At 70.3% G+C, this 15,030-nt stretch carries 11 protein-coding genes; 7 read left to right on the forward strand and 4 right to left on the reverse strand.

What is annotated here, in order from left to right; genetic code table 11:
- Positions 1-8: 8 nt before the first annotated feature.
- Positions 9-1,538, reverse strand: a complete 1,530-nt coding sequence (locus ACFC0Z_RS01675) for an APC family permease (RefSeq protein WP_376431599.1) — start codon at positions 1,536-1,538, stop codon at positions 9-11.
- Between the two features lie 234 nt (positions 1,539-1,772).
- Between ACFC0Z_RS01675 and ACFC0Z_RS01680 the strand changes: the two genes are divergently transcribed.
- From ACFC0Z_RS01680 to ACFC0Z_RS01690, 3 genes are read left to right on the forward strand one after another with little or no spacing between them, the layout of a single operon-like run.
- On the forward strand, positions 1,773-3,341 hold the full coding sequence (locus ACFC0Z_RS01680) for a B12-binding domain-containing radical SAM protein (RefSeq protein WP_376431601.1): 1,569 nt from the start codon (positions 1,773-1,775) through the stop codon (positions 3,339-3,341).
- Positions 3,342-3,345: 4 nt separating this feature from the next.
- Positions 3,346-4,920 carry a B12-binding domain-containing radical SAM protein gene (locus ACFC0Z_RS01685; protein WP_376431603.1) on the forward strand — a complete coding sequence of 525 codons (1,575 nt, stop codon included), beginning with the start codon at positions 3,346-3,348 and terminating at the stop codon, positions 4,918-4,920.
- Entirely contained in the window at positions 4,917-6,245 is a 1,329-nt protein-coding gene (locus tag ACFC0Z_RS01690) for an MFS transporter (protein WP_376431605.1), read from the forward strand. Before ACFC0Z_RS01685 ends, ACFC0Z_RS01690 begins: the two co-directional genes overlap by 4 nt.
- A gap of 45 nt (positions 6,246-6,290) precedes the next feature.
- Here the strand turns inward: ACFC0Z_RS01690 and ACFC0Z_RS01695 are convergent, their stop codons facing one another.
- The 3 genes from ACFC0Z_RS01695 to ACFC0Z_RS01705 are packed head-to-tail and all read right to left on the reverse strand — an operon-like array spanning position 6,291 to position 9,771.
- Positions 6,291-7,028 carry an ATP-binding cassette domain-containing protein gene (locus tag ACFC0Z_RS01695; RefSeq protein ID WP_376431607.1) on the reverse strand — a complete coding sequence of 246 codons (738 nt, stop codon included), beginning with the start codon at positions 7,026-7,028 and terminating at the stop codon, positions 6,291-6,293.
- On the reverse strand, positions 7,016-8,848 hold the full coding sequence (gene pstC, locus ACFC0Z_RS01700) for a phosphate ABC transporter permease subunit PstC (RefSeq protein WP_376431609.1): 1,833 nt from the start codon (positions 8,846-8,848) through the stop codon (positions 7,016-7,018). The genes ACFC0Z_RS01695 and pstC overlap by 13 nt, the downstream gene beginning before the upstream one ends.
- A 2-nt stretch (positions 8,849-8,850) precedes the next feature.
- Positions 8,851-9,771 (reverse strand): phosphate ABC transporter substrate-binding protein, encoded by a 921-nt coding sequence (locus ACFC0Z_RS01705; RefSeq protein ID WP_376431611.1) that lies wholly within the window; start codon positions 9,769-9,771, stop codon positions 8,851-8,853.
- Positions 9,772-10,372: 601 nt separating this feature from the next.
- Here ACFC0Z_RS01705 and ACFC0Z_RS01710 point away from each other — a divergent pair.
- From ACFC0Z_RS01710 to ACFC0Z_RS01725, 4 genes are read left to right on the forward strand one after another with little or no spacing between them, the layout of a single operon-like run.
- A complete protein-coding gene (locus tag ACFC0Z_RS01710; RefSeq protein WP_376431613.1) occupies positions 10,373-11,623 on the forward strand; it encodes an RCCLKC-tail radical SAM protein in 1,251 nt (416 codons plus the stop codon).
- A 30-nt stretch (positions 11,624-11,653) separates the two neighbouring features.
- Positions 11,654-12,931 carry a GNAT family N-acetyltransferase gene (locus tag ACFC0Z_RS01715; RefSeq protein ID WP_376431615.1) on the forward strand — a complete coding sequence of 426 codons (1,278 nt, stop codon included), beginning with the start codon at positions 11,654-11,656 and terminating at the stop codon, positions 12,929-12,931.
- Between the two features lie 37 nt (positions 12,932-12,968).
- A complete protein-coding gene (locus tag ACFC0Z_RS01720; RefSeq protein ID WP_376431617.1) occupies positions 12,969-14,075 on the forward strand; it encodes a GTP-binding protein in 1,107 nt (368 codons plus the stop codon).
- Between the two features lie 18 nt (positions 14,076-14,093).
- Positions 14,094-14,885, forward strand: coding sequence for a methyltransferase domain-containing protein (locus tag ACFC0Z_RS01725; protein ID WP_376431619.1), 792 nt, complete (start codon positions 14,094-14,096; stop codon positions 14,883-14,885).
- The last annotated feature ends 145 nt before the right edge of the window (positions 14,886-15,030 follow it).

The following is a 15,030-nucleotide window of genomic DNA, read 5'->3' on the forward strand; positions in this document are numbered from 1 at the left end:
CGAGTCGTCTAGCTGCCGCCGGCGGCCCGGCGGGTGCGGGCCGCGAAGGCCCAGAACACGACGGCGAGCAGGGCGATGGCGATCAGGGGGATGCCCTGGGTGGCCAGGTAGGCCCACCGCTCGCCGTGCTCCCACCCCGACGGGGCGAAGTCGGCCCCGAACCAGTCCGCGCCCAGGCCCGGGGCGACCAGCTGGAGCGTCGCGAAGGCGATGAGCAGGGTCAGCACCGTGCCGGTGACGCGCGGCCAGGGCGCGCGGTAGGGCCGCTCGACGAGAGGGAACTTGGAGCGGAGGGCCGGCAGTGCCGGGAAGATGAACAGATAGCTGATCAGCGTCGTGGACAGGGCGAGGGAGAGCACCGCGCCGAAGTACTTCGCCGTGTTGCCTCCCGTCAGCTCATGGGTCAGGACGAGGACACCGGTGGCCACCACCCCGGACAGCACGTTGACGCGCACGGGAGTCCCGAACCGCTCGGACAGGACGCCCAGGCTCCTCGGCACCGAGCCGTCGTAGCCGGCGACGGCGAGGGCCCGGTCGGACCCCATGAGCCAGGCGGCGGCCGACGAGAAGAGGGTGAGGGCGAACGCCACCGCGCAGGCCCCGCCCAGGACCAGGCCGGCCCCGGCGAGCTCCACCGTTCCGTCGGCCTGGACCTGGCCGCCGTACACGGTGAACACCTGGCGCACCGCGTCGAGGAATCCGCTGAGCCCCGTGACCGCGTCCACCGGGAGCACCAGCAGGATGCCGAGGACGGGTACCGAGTAGAGCAGGACGCTCAGCACGGCGCTGCGGAAGATGGCGAACGGCACGTCCTTCTGCGGGTCGCGCATCTCCTCTCCGGCGCTGCTCGGCAGCTCGAAGCCCACGTAGTTGAACATGAGCACGGGTATCAGGCCGACGAAGCCCGCCCAGCTCGGTGCGAAGGCCCCCGCGCCGAAGCCGTTGAGCCCGTGCTCGACGGCGTAGACCACGACCGTGAGCGAGAAGAGGGCGAGCAGGACCAGCCGGGCCCAGCCCCCGATGATCGGCACCCACTTCCCGATCCGGAACGACAGTACGGCGGTCAGCACGCCCAGCCAGATGAAGGCCGCGGTGGCCCCGTAGAAGACGAGGCCCGTCGGCAGGTCGCCGTCGCCGAAGAAGGTCGCGAAGGAGGTCAGGGCCGCGACCGACAGGGTCCCGCCGATCCAGACCGGCGTGGTGATCCAGTACAGGACGGCGGTGAAGGAGCCCGCCAGGTGGCCGAAGGCCAGGCGCGCCCACAGGTAGGGCCCGCCCTCCTGGGGGAAGGCCGCTCCCAGCTCGGCGCAGAGGAAGGCCGAGGGGACGAAGAAGATCACCGCGAGGACGATCATCCAGGTGAATGCCTCGGGGCCGTGGGACGCGACGGTTCCGACGGTGTCGAGTCCGACGATCGTGCACAGCAGGAAGAACAGGATGTCGAACCGTCCGAGGCTCTTTTTGAGCTTGCGTCGTTCGCTGTTGATGTTCCCGTCCGGCTCTGGCAGGACGAGCTGGGGAGTCGAAGCTGATTCCATGCGGAGGGATAGTGCACATCCCGAACGATATGCACAACACGTGAGAAGTATTTTCTCCGTGGTGGCGAGGAGGCGGAAGAATTTCCTTCGGAGGGTGCCGAGAGGGGCCGTCACACCCTCCGCAAGACGTCGTCTCTCGGCCAACTGGCCCAATTCTGATGGAGCTTGACGCGCCATCACCCCCCCTACACAATGTGCCTTCGGCCCAGACGCCCCAAGCCCAGGGAGCCTTGTGTGAAGGTCAACCTGTACTACGCCCCCTTCCCCTCGCAGATATTCAGAGGCTGCGACGAGCCGATCAATACCGAGCGTCCATTCAATCCGAAGAGCGCACTGCCGACCCTCGCGGCAGGGCTGCGGATGTTCTCGAAGGACATGGGATTCGAGTGCGATGTCGAGATCATCGACATGCAGCTCGGCGGGGAGCGGGTTAAGTACAAGACCATTCCCTATGGGCCGCACCAAATGGACTGCTTCCGTTACGGAACGCCGTTCGAGGATTACGTCGAGAAGATCCGCGACGCCGACATCCACGGACTGACCTGCAATTTCACCAACAGCGCCCAGATCACCGCCGACCTCGCCCAGTTCATCAAGAGCGTGAACCCGAAGGCGTTCGTCGTCGCCGGTGGTGTCGACCCCACCGCGCGGCCGCAGTACTACCTCGAGCGCGGTGTGGACCTGGTGGTCCAGGGCGAGGGCGAGTGGGTCTTCTCCCGCGTGGTGCAGGCGTACGCCAACGGCGGCGACTACAGCGAGATCCCCAACATCGCCACCCGCGGCCGGATCCACCCGAAGATCGACATGTCGCACATCCTCGACATGAACACGCTCCCGCCCATGGCCCTCGACCTGGTCGGCGACCTCTCCGTCTTCAACGACACGGCCGAGGGCCCGCCGCCGGCGGGCGTCAACGGGAACTTCATCTGCTGGGAGACCTCCCGCGGGTGCGCGTGGCGCTGTTCCTTCTGTACGGCCCCCTCGCGGGGCAAGTACCGGTACATGTCACCGGAGGCCGTCGAGCACCACCTGAAGTACTTCCGCTCGCTGGGCATCAACACGATCGTCTGGCAGGAGGACAACCCGCTCTCCCGCATCCAGCAGAACGGCACCGGCCGCTACCTGTACGACAGCGGGCGCGAGGAACTCCTGCAGATCTTCCGGATGATCCGCGAGTACGGCTTCGCCTGGGAGTTCGCCAACGGGATCGAGTTCGGCAAGTTCCACCAGAACGGGAAGTTCGACCACGAGCTCGGCGAGGCCCTGCTGGGCAGCGACAAGACGGGGGACAGCTGGACCGGCTGCTACCGGGTCCAGATCCCGCTCGACAACATGAACATCGCCAAGAGCCGCTTCCCCAAGCTCCTCGGGTTCGACGAGCAGGTGGACGTCCTCGCCACGATGCTGACCGAGTACGGCGTCGGCCACCAGACCTACGACCTGTTCATCGGCTATCCCGAACAGGACGCGGTCGCCATCGACCAGTTCAACGACTACTGCCGGCGCATCAAGGAAGAGCTGACCACCCTCGGCGGCGACACCTACCAGCCCTACTTCAACGTCTTCAACCTGTCGCTGCTGCCCGGCGCGCGCGACTACACCACCCTGCGCAAGCACCTGGCCTTCGACGTGGAGGCGAACCCCGAGGTCATCGGAATCTTCCTGTCCGCGATCGACACGGAGCACTTCAGCTACTGGGACGTCTACCAGAAGCGCCTGCAGATGACCACCGACCTCAACGACCGGGAACTGCACCGGCTGTACGACGGCATCTACGCGGGACCGACCCCGGCGGGAGTGTGACGGCGTGAAGGTCCATCTCTACTACGCTCCGTACCCCGGCCAGCGGTTCGCCGGGGAGGAGGAGACCATCAGCCCCGTCCGGGTCCGCAACCCCAAGAGCGCGCTGGTCACCCTGGCGGCGGGCGCGCGCTCCTACCTCGCGGAGTGGGGCGTCGAGGCCGAGTTCCGGATCATCGACACGCAGGTGGACGACGACCAGGAGCCCATCCTGTACAAGTCGTTCGCGTACGGACCGCGCAGCATCGAGTGCCTGCGGTACGGCGGTTCCTTCGAGCGCTACGACGGGTCGCTGAGGGAAGCCGACATCATCGGCATCTCCAACAACTTCACCAACTCGGCGGGTTCCGTCACCGACTTCGCCAAGCACGCCAAGGCCGTCAACCCGCGCGCCCTGGTGATCGCCGGCGGCATGGACGCCACGGCACGCCCCGAGTGGTACCTCGACAACGGCTTCGACGTGGTCGTCCAGCTGGAGGGCGAGTTCCTCCTGGCGAAGATCGTCGAGGCGGTGTCCCAGGGGAAGCCGCTGAAGGAGGCCGTGTTCTGCCGCGAGTACCACGGCGGACAGGTCGTCTTCGGAAGCCCCGCCCTGAACCTCGACGAACTGCCCCCCATGGCCCTCGACCTCGTCGAAGGCCTGGAGCAGTACAACGACACCGGCGAAGGCACCCCGCCGCCCACCGTCTCGGCGCCCTTCACCTGCTTCGAGTCCTCCCGCGGCTGCCACCGCACCTGCTCGTTCTGCGCCACCCCGATGCGCGGCAAGTACCGCTTCATGTCGCCCGCGGCGGTGGAACGGCACTTCGCCTACTTCCGGGAGAAGGGCATCCAGAACATCCTCTTCCAGGAGGACAACATCCTCTCCCGGCTGCAGCGCAGCGGCCGGGGCACCCCGTACTACGACACCGGCCGGGAAGAGGTCAAGCAGATCTTCACCCTCGCCCGGGAGTACGGATTCTCCTGGGAGTTCGCCAACGGCCTGGAGTTCGGCAAGTTCCTCGACATGGGCAAGCCCGACCTGGAGCTCATGGAGTACATGTTCTGGAGCGACCAGTCCAGCGACGTCTGGAAGGGCTGCTACCGCGTCCAGATCCCGCTGGAGTTCCTCGGCGACGATCCCACCAGCCAGTTCAACAAGCTGCGCGGGTTCGAGGAGGAGCTGGAGATCCTCGACGCCATGCTCGGCTACGGGGTCAACTACATGACCTTCAACGTGCTCATCGGGCACGACGGGGACGACCGGGCCGCGATCGACACCTACCTGCGGCGCAGCCTCCAGCTCAAGCAGGCGCTCCTCGACCGCGCCCCCCAGGTGGTGCCGTACTTCAACGTCTTCAACCGGACGCTGCTGCCCGGCACCGCGGACTTCAAGAAGAAGTCCGACCGCCTGGAGTTCGACATCGAGCGCGACCCCGAGGTCATCAGCGTCTACCTGTCGCCGATGAACACGGAACACCTCTCCTACTACCAGCTTCTCGACGAGCGGCTCCGTATGATGCGTGAGCTCAACGGCGACCTCATCGACCAGTACGACGGCATCCACCGCAACGCTCTCCTCGAGGCAGGCACCACACAGTGAAGACGGCTTCCCCGGCCACCGGACGACGGTACGGATTCGGCGCCCTGTGGCTGGGGCAGAGCCTTTCCCTGATCGGCACACAGATCGGCACGCTCGCCCTCTCCCTGATGGCCGTGATCGAACTGAACGCCAGTGCCGACCAGTTGGGCGTCATCAAGGCGCTGCAGTACCTGCCCTTCCTCCTGTTCGCCCTGCCCCTCGGTCCGCTGGTCGACCGCAAGGACCGGCGCCGGCTGATGCTCGTGGCCGACGTGGCGCGCATGCTGCTGGTGGCCGTGGTGCCGCTGCTGCACTTCCTGGGCGTGCTCACCCTGTGGTGGCTGTACGCACTGCCGTTCGTCATCGGCGTCTTCCAGGTGCTCTTCGACTCCGCCTACATGGCGTACGTGCCCCAGCTCGTCGGCCGGGAACAGCTGCCCCGGGCCAACCGCAACCTCCAGGCCAGCCAGTCCGCCGCCGATCTCGGCGGTCCCGGGCTCGGCGGCCTGGTCGTCGGCGCGCTGGGCGCTCCGCTCGCGCTCGTCCTCGACGCGCTGTCCTTCGCCCTGTCGGCGGTGACCCTGGCGGCCATCGGGCCCCTCCGCTCCCGCTCCCGTTCCCGGCAGGGCTCCGAGGCCGAGCCCGAGCCCGAGTCCGTGCCGGAGCCCGACACCGCGCCGAGCCCGAAGCCCCGGGGCGCGCTGGCGACCTGGTGGCAGGAGGTACGCGAAGGGCTCGTCTTCGTCTTCGGCCAGGCGGAGCTGCGCGCCCTGGCCCTGGAGACCGCCGTCTTCAACGCCTGCGAACAGGGAATCCTCGTCCTCTACACCGTCTACGCGGTACGCGAACTGGACTTCTCCCCGCTGCTCCTGGGGCTCAGCCTGGCGGCGGGCGGCGTCGGCGCGCTGCTCGGCACCTTCCTCTCCGAGCTCGCCGACGCGCGGCTGGGCCTCGGCCCCACCATCGTGCTCGGCTCGGTGGTCGGCGGCGGCTCGTTCCTCCTGATCCCGCTCGCCGACGGCAGTCAGACCATGGTCTTCGCCCTCGTCTGCTCCGGCCTCGGCCTCGCCGGCTTCGCCACCGGCGTCTCGAACGTCCTCCAGGTGTCCCTGCGCCAGATGCTCACCCCGGACGCCCTCACCGGCCGGATGACCGCCTCGCTCCGCTTCGTCGCCTACGGGATGGTGCCCGTCGGCTCGCTGCTCGGAGGCGTAGTCGGCTCGGCGATCGGCCTGCGCCCGGCGCTCTGGGTCCTGACCGTCCTGCTCCTCTTGGGACCGCTCGTCATCATCTGCTCGCCGCTGCCGCGCCGCAGAACCCTCCCGGAGGAACGCCCGACGTCCTGAGGGCGTCCCTCCCGGAGTCCGTCCCCGGAGCCCGTCCCCGGACGGTCAGTCCCCCACGGGGTGAGTCTCCCGGGCGGTCGGCAGGTCGATGCGGACCGTCCGGTCGCAGAGCCGTTCCACCTGCGCCGGATCGTGGGAGACGAGCAGGACCGTCCGGTTGCCCCGCAGGGCCGCCACGGACTCCTCGACGGTGTCGCGGCTCCGCTCGTCGAGCGCGCTCGTCGGCTCGTCGAGCAGGAGCGCCGCCGGTTCGAGGGCCAGGGCCCGTGCCAGACAGAGCCGTTGACGCTGGCCGTTGGAGAGCGTCTGGGCGGGGGTGTCGAGGCGGTGCGAGACCTCGCTCCACAGGCCCGACTCGCGCAGCGCCCGCTCGACGCGGTCGTGCAGCTCCGACCGCGACGCCCGTACCAGGTGACGGAGCCCGAACAGGGCGTTGTCCAGGATGCTGCCGCCGAAGACCACGGGGGTCTGCGGCACCAGGACGACCGTGCTGCGCAGGTCGGCGTCGCCCTTGCCGTACCGGACGGGACGGCCGAGGACCTCGACCTCGCCCTGTCGGCGCAGCCCGTGCGGCAGCAGGTCGACCAGGGCGCGCAGCACGGTGGACTTGCCCGCGCCCGAGGGACCGCACAGACCCGTGGTGGAACCGGCGGCCAGCTCGAACGTCACCGGTCCGACGAGCCGCTTGGCGCCGTCGAGGATCTCCAGGTCGCGGACGGCGATGACGGGACGTCCCTCGTGCGTGCCGCCCCTCGCCTCGGCATCGGTCGTCACAGCGTCCATCGGCGTGCTCCTTCGAAGCGGTTGCGCAGGAAGACCGCCAGGCTCAGCAGGCCCGCGGTGATCAGGACCAGGACGAGGGCGCTGCCCCATGCCTGGGCGACCGCCTCGGGAGCGCCCGAGTCCTGCGACAGGGTGAAGATGTGCGTGGGGAGGGCCTGGACCGGCGCGTTGACGATGCCGGCCGGAAGGGCGGGCGCCCCGAAGAACACCGTGGCGGTGAAGATCAGGGGTGCGGTCTCGCCGGCCGCGCGGGCCAGGCCGAGCAGCAGGCCGGTGAGCGTGGCCGGCCAGGTGTACGGAACGACGACGGAGCGGACGTACTGGGAGCCGGTGAGGCCCAGGGCGAGCGCGGCCTCGGTGATCTCGCCGGGCATGCTCCGGATCCGGCCCGCCGTGGTGAGGGCGACCACCGGGACCACCACGGGGACGAGCACCACGGCTCCGGCCAGCCAGGAACGTCCCCAGCCCATCGTCGTACAGAAGAGGACGTACCCCGCGAGGCCCAGCAGGATGGTGGGCGTCCCGCCGATCGCCACGGTCAGTGTCTCCAGGACGCGCGCGGTCCTGGCGGAGGCACGCGTGCCGATCACGATGCCCGCGCCGTAACCGAGCGGCAGCGCGATGAGGGCGGTGGTCGCGAGAAGCAGGAGGGTGCCGACGATCTGGTCGCGGATGCCGCCGCCCGCCGCGCCTTCGGAGGGCGTGAACCAGAACAGCGGGTTCAGCGCCGCGCCGCCCCGGGCGAGCAGGATGCCGAGCATGCCGACGAGCAGGGCGCCGGGCAGGAGCAGGGCGGTCAGCCGGACGGCGGTGGTGAGCCGGTCCTTCGGCGTGCGCAGCCACACGGCGGACCGCCCGACGCGCGGCGGTCGGACGGCCTTCCCGGTGGAGCCGCGGGTGCCCCAGACGGTGGCGACGGCGACCAGGGCCAGCAGGACGATGCCCAGTCCGCAGAGGGCCGCGAAGTACGGTCCCGAGGTGCCCGCGAGCATCGGTTCGGGCCCGGCCAGCTTGGTGGTGAGCGTCTGACCGGGGCGTACGAGGGAGGAGAACACGTCCCCCGGGGACTCGGGCGTCCGTCCGTCGGCGCGGCCGATGACCATGAACACCGCGATGGCCTCGCCCAGCGCGCGGGCCAGGCCGAGGAGGACGGCGGCGCGCATGCCCGCCCGGGCCTGGGGCAGGACGGCGGACCGGACGACCTCGCGGCGGGTCAGGCCGAGGGAGTACGCGGCCTCCCGGTACCGTCCGGGAACGGCGCTCAGCGCGTCCACGCTGACCGCCACGACCGTCGGCATGATCATCACGGCGAGGACGATGCCGGCGGCGAGCAGGCTGTCTCCGCCGGGCACGTCACCGAGCTCCGCCACGAACGGCCGGATCACCATGATGCCGATCAGGCCGTAGACGATGGAGGGGACGGCAGCCAGGAGCTCGATGCTGAGGCGCAGGGGCTTCGCGAGGCGCGGCGGCAGGTACTCGGACAGGGCGACGGCCGCCGCCCAGCCGACCGGGACGGCGAGCACCAGGGCAAGGACGCACACGACCGCGGAGCCGTACACCATGGCGAGGCCGCCGAAGGCGAGGTTGCCCGGGCTCCAGGTGGACGAGGTGAGCAGCGCGGTCCAGTCGACCGTTCCGCTCGCGATGCCCGTGACCAGGTAGCCGACCAGGACCGCGAGGGTGAGCAGCACGGACAGGATGCCGCTGTACGCCCAGCTCCAGACCCATCGCGCCCGGCTGCCGCGGCCGCTCCCGGAGGAGGGCCGCGGCGCGGTGGGTCCGGGCGCCCGGGCGGGGCGCTCCAGAGTGAGACCCATGGTCAGAGACCCATCTGCTCGCGGGTGAGGTAGCCGTGCTTGGGCAGCAGCTTCTGGCCCTCGGCGGAGAGGATGTAGTCGATGTACTGCTTGACGGTGCCCTGCGGCTTGCCGTTGGTGATCATGTACAGCGGACGGGTCATCGGGTACGTGCCGGAGGAGACGTTCTCCAGGGTGGGGGCGACGCCCTCCAGGGGGACGGCGACCAGATCGGGGTGACCCTCGATGAAGCCGGTCGACAGCGGGGCGATGGAGCCGCGCGTGGACTTCAGCTTGTTGCGGGTCTCCAGGTTGCCGCCGACGACGGCGTAGTTCGCGGACTTCGGCGGGGCCGGCGCCTCGCCCTTGCCGTAGATGAACTTGTCGAGCACCTCGCGGGTGCCGCGGCCGGGCTCCTTGTCGTACACGAAGACCGGGAGGTCGGGTCCGCCGACCTCCTTCCAGTTGGTGATCCTGCCCTCGAACAGGCCCGCGACCTGGACCTTGGACAGGCCCTTGACCCCGCCGTCGGCCACCTCCTTGGTGATGATCACGCCGACGGCGTCCGCGCCGATCTGCGTCGTGACGAAGTCCGTGTCGGGATAGGCCTTGTGGTCCTTGTCGGACAGGGGCTTGGAGCTGAGGGCGATGTCGATCTGGCCCGTGCCGAGCTGGGAGATGCCGCCGGCGGAACCGCCCTGGGTGGCGACGGTGATGTTCAGGCCCTGGGCCTTCAGTGCCTCGGCGGCGTCGGAGGCGACCGGGGCGACGGTGGTGGAGCCGCTGGCCTGGATGGCGTCCGAGTCGGCCTTCGCGGAGCCGGCGCAGCCGGTGAGGGCGGCGGCGAGGAGGGCCGCGGCGGAGACGGCGACGGTGCTCCGCCGGACGCGCTGTCCGGCGGGACACAGTGCAGCACGACGGACTTCGGTGGACAGGAAAGACATGGCGGTGCCTTTGCGGTGTGGGAGGGAGTGGAGGCCGACGGGCGGACGACGCCACGGGCGGCCGGTGGCCGGATGCCCTGACGCGCCTTCGCGCCGGGGGACGGCATGGCATGGCATCGGTGTTCCCGTTCCACCCGCTGACCCCGGGTGCGGACCGTGCTGCCGGGGGCGAACGCTACCGCCTCGGGGTCGTCCTGGCGACAGATCGAAGGAACAAAATCATCGATGATCGGCGATGGAATTTCGGTCACCCGGGGGAGGGGCGGTCGGCCGTAGCGGGGTGCGCCACGGATTCCGCAGCTCCGTGGGCCGCCGCGCCGCCGCCCTGCCCGTACCGCTTCGAGCAGTGTGAACCACAGGATTTACGTGCGTGTGATCCGCTCGCAACCAGCCACAGAGGCGGGCGAATCGGGGCACCGGCACCCAGCCTCCACGGGGGGCCTCGGAGATCGGCTTTCAGTCATTCATCGATCTATTGACATACATCGCTTAACGCTGGCAGGGTTCCGGCCGTCGGTCGACAGCGTCGTTACCGACCGGGGCCCTGACCCGGCCCCCACTCGACCCGTTGACGCTCCTTGATCACTCCCTGGGGGGAAGTGTGAGTAGTCCCCGTGTTCTGGTTGCCTCCGCGTTCGAAGCGGAGCTCCAGCCCCTGACCTCCGCGTGTGCGGCCGCCGCCCTGCGGCAGCACGGCGCCGACGTCGTCGGCTGGGACGCGCACCTGCTTCCCGACGCCGTCCCGGAAGGTCCCTTCGACCTCACGCTCGTCTCGGTCCAGCAGTTCGAGGGCCTGGAGCGGGGCATCGCCCTGGCGCGCCGCGTCTCGGAGGCGTACGGCACCACGGTCGTCACCTTCGGCCAGTACGCGCAGATGAACCACCGGGAGTTCCTCGACGTCGCCGACGGCGTCATCATGGAAGAGCCCGAGCTCATCAGCAAGGAGCTGGCACAGCTCGCCGCCGGAACCCTCGAACTCGGCGCGGTGCCCGCCCTGATGACCCGTACGGGCATGCGTCCCAAGCCCCCGCGCCGGCGCATCTCGGTGACCAAGCCGGCCCGAGAGCTGTTCCCCTCCCTCGTGCACTATCCGGCGCACCACTCCCCGTTCGGCCTGATGGGCAACATCGAGGCCTCCCGAGGGTGCCACCACAAGTGCACCTACTGCTCCGTCTACGGCGCGTACGACGGCGGAGTCGCCGCCTACGAGGCCGACAGCGTCCTGGCCGACGCCCTGCAGCTCGCGGAGGAGGGCGTCCGGCACTTCTGCTTCATCGACGCCGAGTTCTTCAACTCCCGCACCATCGGCATCGGTGTGGTCGAGCGACTCGTCGAGGCCATCGGCCCCATCACCTTCGAGTTCACCACCCGCGTCGACCACGTCCTCGACTACACCAAGGAGTTGGAGAAGCTCGTCTCCCTCGGGCTCCGCCGCGTCACCTGCGCCCTGGAGTTCCCCTCCAACCGCATCCTGCGCATCTTCGACAAGCACATCGACGTCGACCACATGCGCGAGGCCGTCGACGAGGCCGCGCGGATCGGCTTCGAGCTGTACCCGACGTTCATCCCCTTCACCCCGTGGATCGAGTACGAGGAGCTCCTCGGCTTCGAGGACTGGCTGGTCGAGACGGGCCTCGCCAAGGTCACCGACCCCACCGCCCTGCAGACCCGCCTGCTGCTCTTCAAGGGCTCCCCGCTGCTCTCCTCGCCCTGGATGGAGGACATCGCCACCGTCGACCGCGGCTTCTGGGTGGAGTGGACCCACCCCGACAAGCGCGTCGAGGAACTCTGGCAGGAGCGCCGCACCGACGCCGAGGACGCGGGCAAGATCCGCTGCTGCGTGAAGTGCTGACCCACCCCCTCGACTGACAAGGACACTGACATGGGTGGATCACCCCGCGTCGTCATCTCCACCGGCCAGGCCCTCCCGGACATGGACTGGAACGGCGAGCTCGCCGGACTCACCGACTCCTGGCCGTACCTCGGCCCCACCTGGCTGCGCGCCACGGAGAAGGTACTCCCCGACGTCCAGCCCTGGCACACCCTGGCCCACCGCGCCCGGGGCGAACTGGCCCTGCTGCCCGGCTACATCCTCACCACCCCGCCGGTCGTCGACCACGAGCCGCGCACCTACCTCGGCTGGCAGGCGCCCTCCGGCGAGGAGGTGTGCTGCGGGGCCGAGACCGACGCCGCGCGCAGCGCCGAGGTCGACGCGCTGGGAACCGAGCCGTTCTTCCCCACGCTCCTCCTCGGCTCCCCGCTGGGCTACCGCACCGAGGTCGCCTACAACTTCTGGACCCCCACCCTGATGGGGGCGATCGTCGACAAGCTCGTGCCCGCCGCCTTCGAGGCCGGCATCCGCTGCATCGTCGCCCCCTGGATTCCGCGCCGTCGCGGCAACGACGCCCTCGTCGAGGCCCTCGACGCCGCCGGCGCGTCCAGCACCTTCTGGGGTTACGAGGACTTCATGAGCCTCGACGCCCCCAACTGGGAAGGGCACCTCGCCGCCCTGCCGCTGAAGAAGCGTCAGCGCATCAAGGGCGACGTCCGCCGCGCCGAAGCGGCAGGAGTCACCATCCAGCGCGTCGACGGCACCGACATCCGCCCCTACGTCGCCCGGATCGCCGAACTCACCTGTCTCAACAGGGAGAAGAACGGCGCCGGCGAGGAGCCCGAGCACATCGTCGGCGTCCTCTCCGCGCTCATCGACGAGGGCGCGGACGTCCGCGCCTACCTCGGCTACAAGGACGGCGCGCTCGTCGCCACCTGCGTCACCATCCGCAAGAACCACCGCCTCTTCCCGAAGTGGGCCGGCTTCGACTACGCCGCGATCGGCGAGCGCAGCGGCATCTACTTCGCCCTCGTCCTCGACGCGCCCGTCCGTGACGCGTACGCCGAGGGGCTGCGCACCGTCGAGTTCGGCGCCGGTGCCCACCAGGCGAAGGCCCTGCGCGGCTGCACCCCGCGCGAGGTCACCACCTCGATCCTGCTCTCCGACCCGGCACTGCGGCCGCAGGCGAAGGTCTGGCTCGACGCCTTCGGCAACAGCAGGCGTGTCGCCTTCGGTGCGGCGGCCCCGGCGCAGGCGCAGCCCGTGAACCTGCCCCTCCTGGGCGGCTCCGGATCCGGCTCCGGCTCCGGCGACAGCTGCTGCGGCTGACCCCGACCGACCCCACGACAAGGACGAGAAGGACCCCATGATCACCTTTATCCCCCTGACCGGATTCCTCGGGGCGGGCAAGACCACGACCATGACCGCCGCCGCGCTCGCGCTCCAGGAGCAGGGCCGCAAGGTCGCCGTCATCACCAACGACCAGGGCGTCGAACTGGTCGACACCAAGCTGGTCCGCAGCAAGCTCGACAGCGTCGCCGAGGTCACCGGCGGCTGTTTCTGCTGCAAGTTCGAGGACCTCGTCGAGGCCATCGTCGCCCTGGTCGCTTCCGACAGCGTCGACACGGTGATCGCCGAGGCCGTCGGCAGCTGTACGGACCTCCAGGCCACCGTCGTGCGCCCGCTGCGCCAGTACTACGGCGACGACATGGTCGTCGCGCCCCTGACCACGGTGGTCGACCCGCTGCGGCACCTGGCCTTCGCCCGCGCCGCCGAGCGGGGCGAGCCGGAGTCGGACCTGTCGTACCTCTTCCGCCAGCAGGTCACCGAGGCCGACGTCATCGCCGTCAACAAGCTGGACACCGTCACGCCGGAGCGGGCCGAGGAGCTCCTCGCCTCGCTCCGTACGAGCAACCCCAAGGCGACCGTGGTCGGTTACTCGGCCACCACGGGCGCCCACCTGGAGACGCTGCTCGACGCCTGGCAGGCCCCCGCGACGAACGAGGACGTCGTCCTCGACATCGACTACGACCGCTACGCGGCGGCCGAGGCCCAGCTCGCCTGGATGAACCAGGAGCTCGACCTCACCGCCGCCGGTGAGGGCCTCGACGCGACCGCGTGGGCCCGCACCGTCCTCCAGGAGCTGTCGGCCTGGGCCGCCGCGCACGACGCCGTCATCGGCCACGCCAAGATCACCGTGGAGACGGCCGACGGGGACTTCGCCAAGCTCAGCCTCACCGAGGCCGGCGCGCAGCCCACCCTCGACCGTGCCGCCGCCGCGCTCGCGCCGTCGGGCCGGGCCGTCGTCAACGCCCGGGTCGCCTGCGAGCCCGACGCCCTGGACGCGGCCGTCACCGAGGCCGTCGAGGCCGCCGACCTGGCCGGCGCCGTCACCTCCTCGGCGACCACCCCGGTGTCGTTCAAGCCCTCCTACCCGCGCCCCGTGCACCGCCTCGCCCCCGCCGGCGCCTGACCGAGAAGGACCACCGTCATGAGCGACACCACCACGACCGCCACCGCCGGGAGCCTTCAGGAGGAGGTCCGGGAGTACTACCGGGCCAAGGCCGCCGAGGCCGAGACGAGCGGCGCCTGCTGCTCGCCCGACCCCCAGACCTTCGGCCCCGCCGCGTACGACGAGATCGGCCCCGGGACCGCCCCGGACTCCGCGCTCCTCGCCAGCCTCGGCTGCGGCAACCCGACCGCCGTCGCCGAACTGCGCGAGGGCGAGACGGTCCTGGACCTCGGCTCCGGCGGCGGACTCGACGTCATCCTCAGCGCCCGGCGCGTCGGCCCCGACGGCCGCGTCTTCGGCCTGGACTTCCTGGAGGAGATGCTCGCCCTCGCCGCCCGCAACGTCGAGGACGCCGAGATCGACAACGTCGTCCTCCTCAAGGGGACGATCGAGTCCATCCCGTTGCCGGCCGACACCGTCGACGTGATCATCTCCAACTGCGTGATCAACCTGTCGCTGAACAAGCCCGCCGTCTTCGCCGAGATGGCGCGCGTCCTCACCCCCGGCGGCCGCCTCGGCATCAGCGACGTCGTCGCAGAGGACCGGCTCAGCCCCGAGGAGCGGGCCGAACGCGGCGGCCACAGCCAGTGCATCGCCGGCGCCCTCTCGGTCGGCGAGTACAAGGAACTCCTCGACGCGGTCGGTCTGAAGGACGCGGAGGTCGTCTTCACCCAGGAGGCGGCCGACGGCCTCCACGCCGCGATCATCCGCGCCCGCAAGCCGCTCGACAGCGCCACCGTCGAGTGCGCTCCGGGCGGCACCTGCTGCTGACACTCCGTCACATACGGGCCGTGGGGGGGGGGGGGGGCGCCCGCCCCCCCCCCCGGGAGGGGGGCCCCGCCCCCCCCCACGCGCGGCCCGGGGCGCGGCGCGGGGGGACCGCCCGGGGGGGCGGGGCGGGGGCGGCCCACGCGCC

The organism is Streptomyces sp. NPDC056144 (assembly GCF_042264145.1).
Classification (GTDB): Bacteria; Actinomycetota; Actinomycetes; order Streptomycetales; family Streptomycetaceae; genus Streptomyces.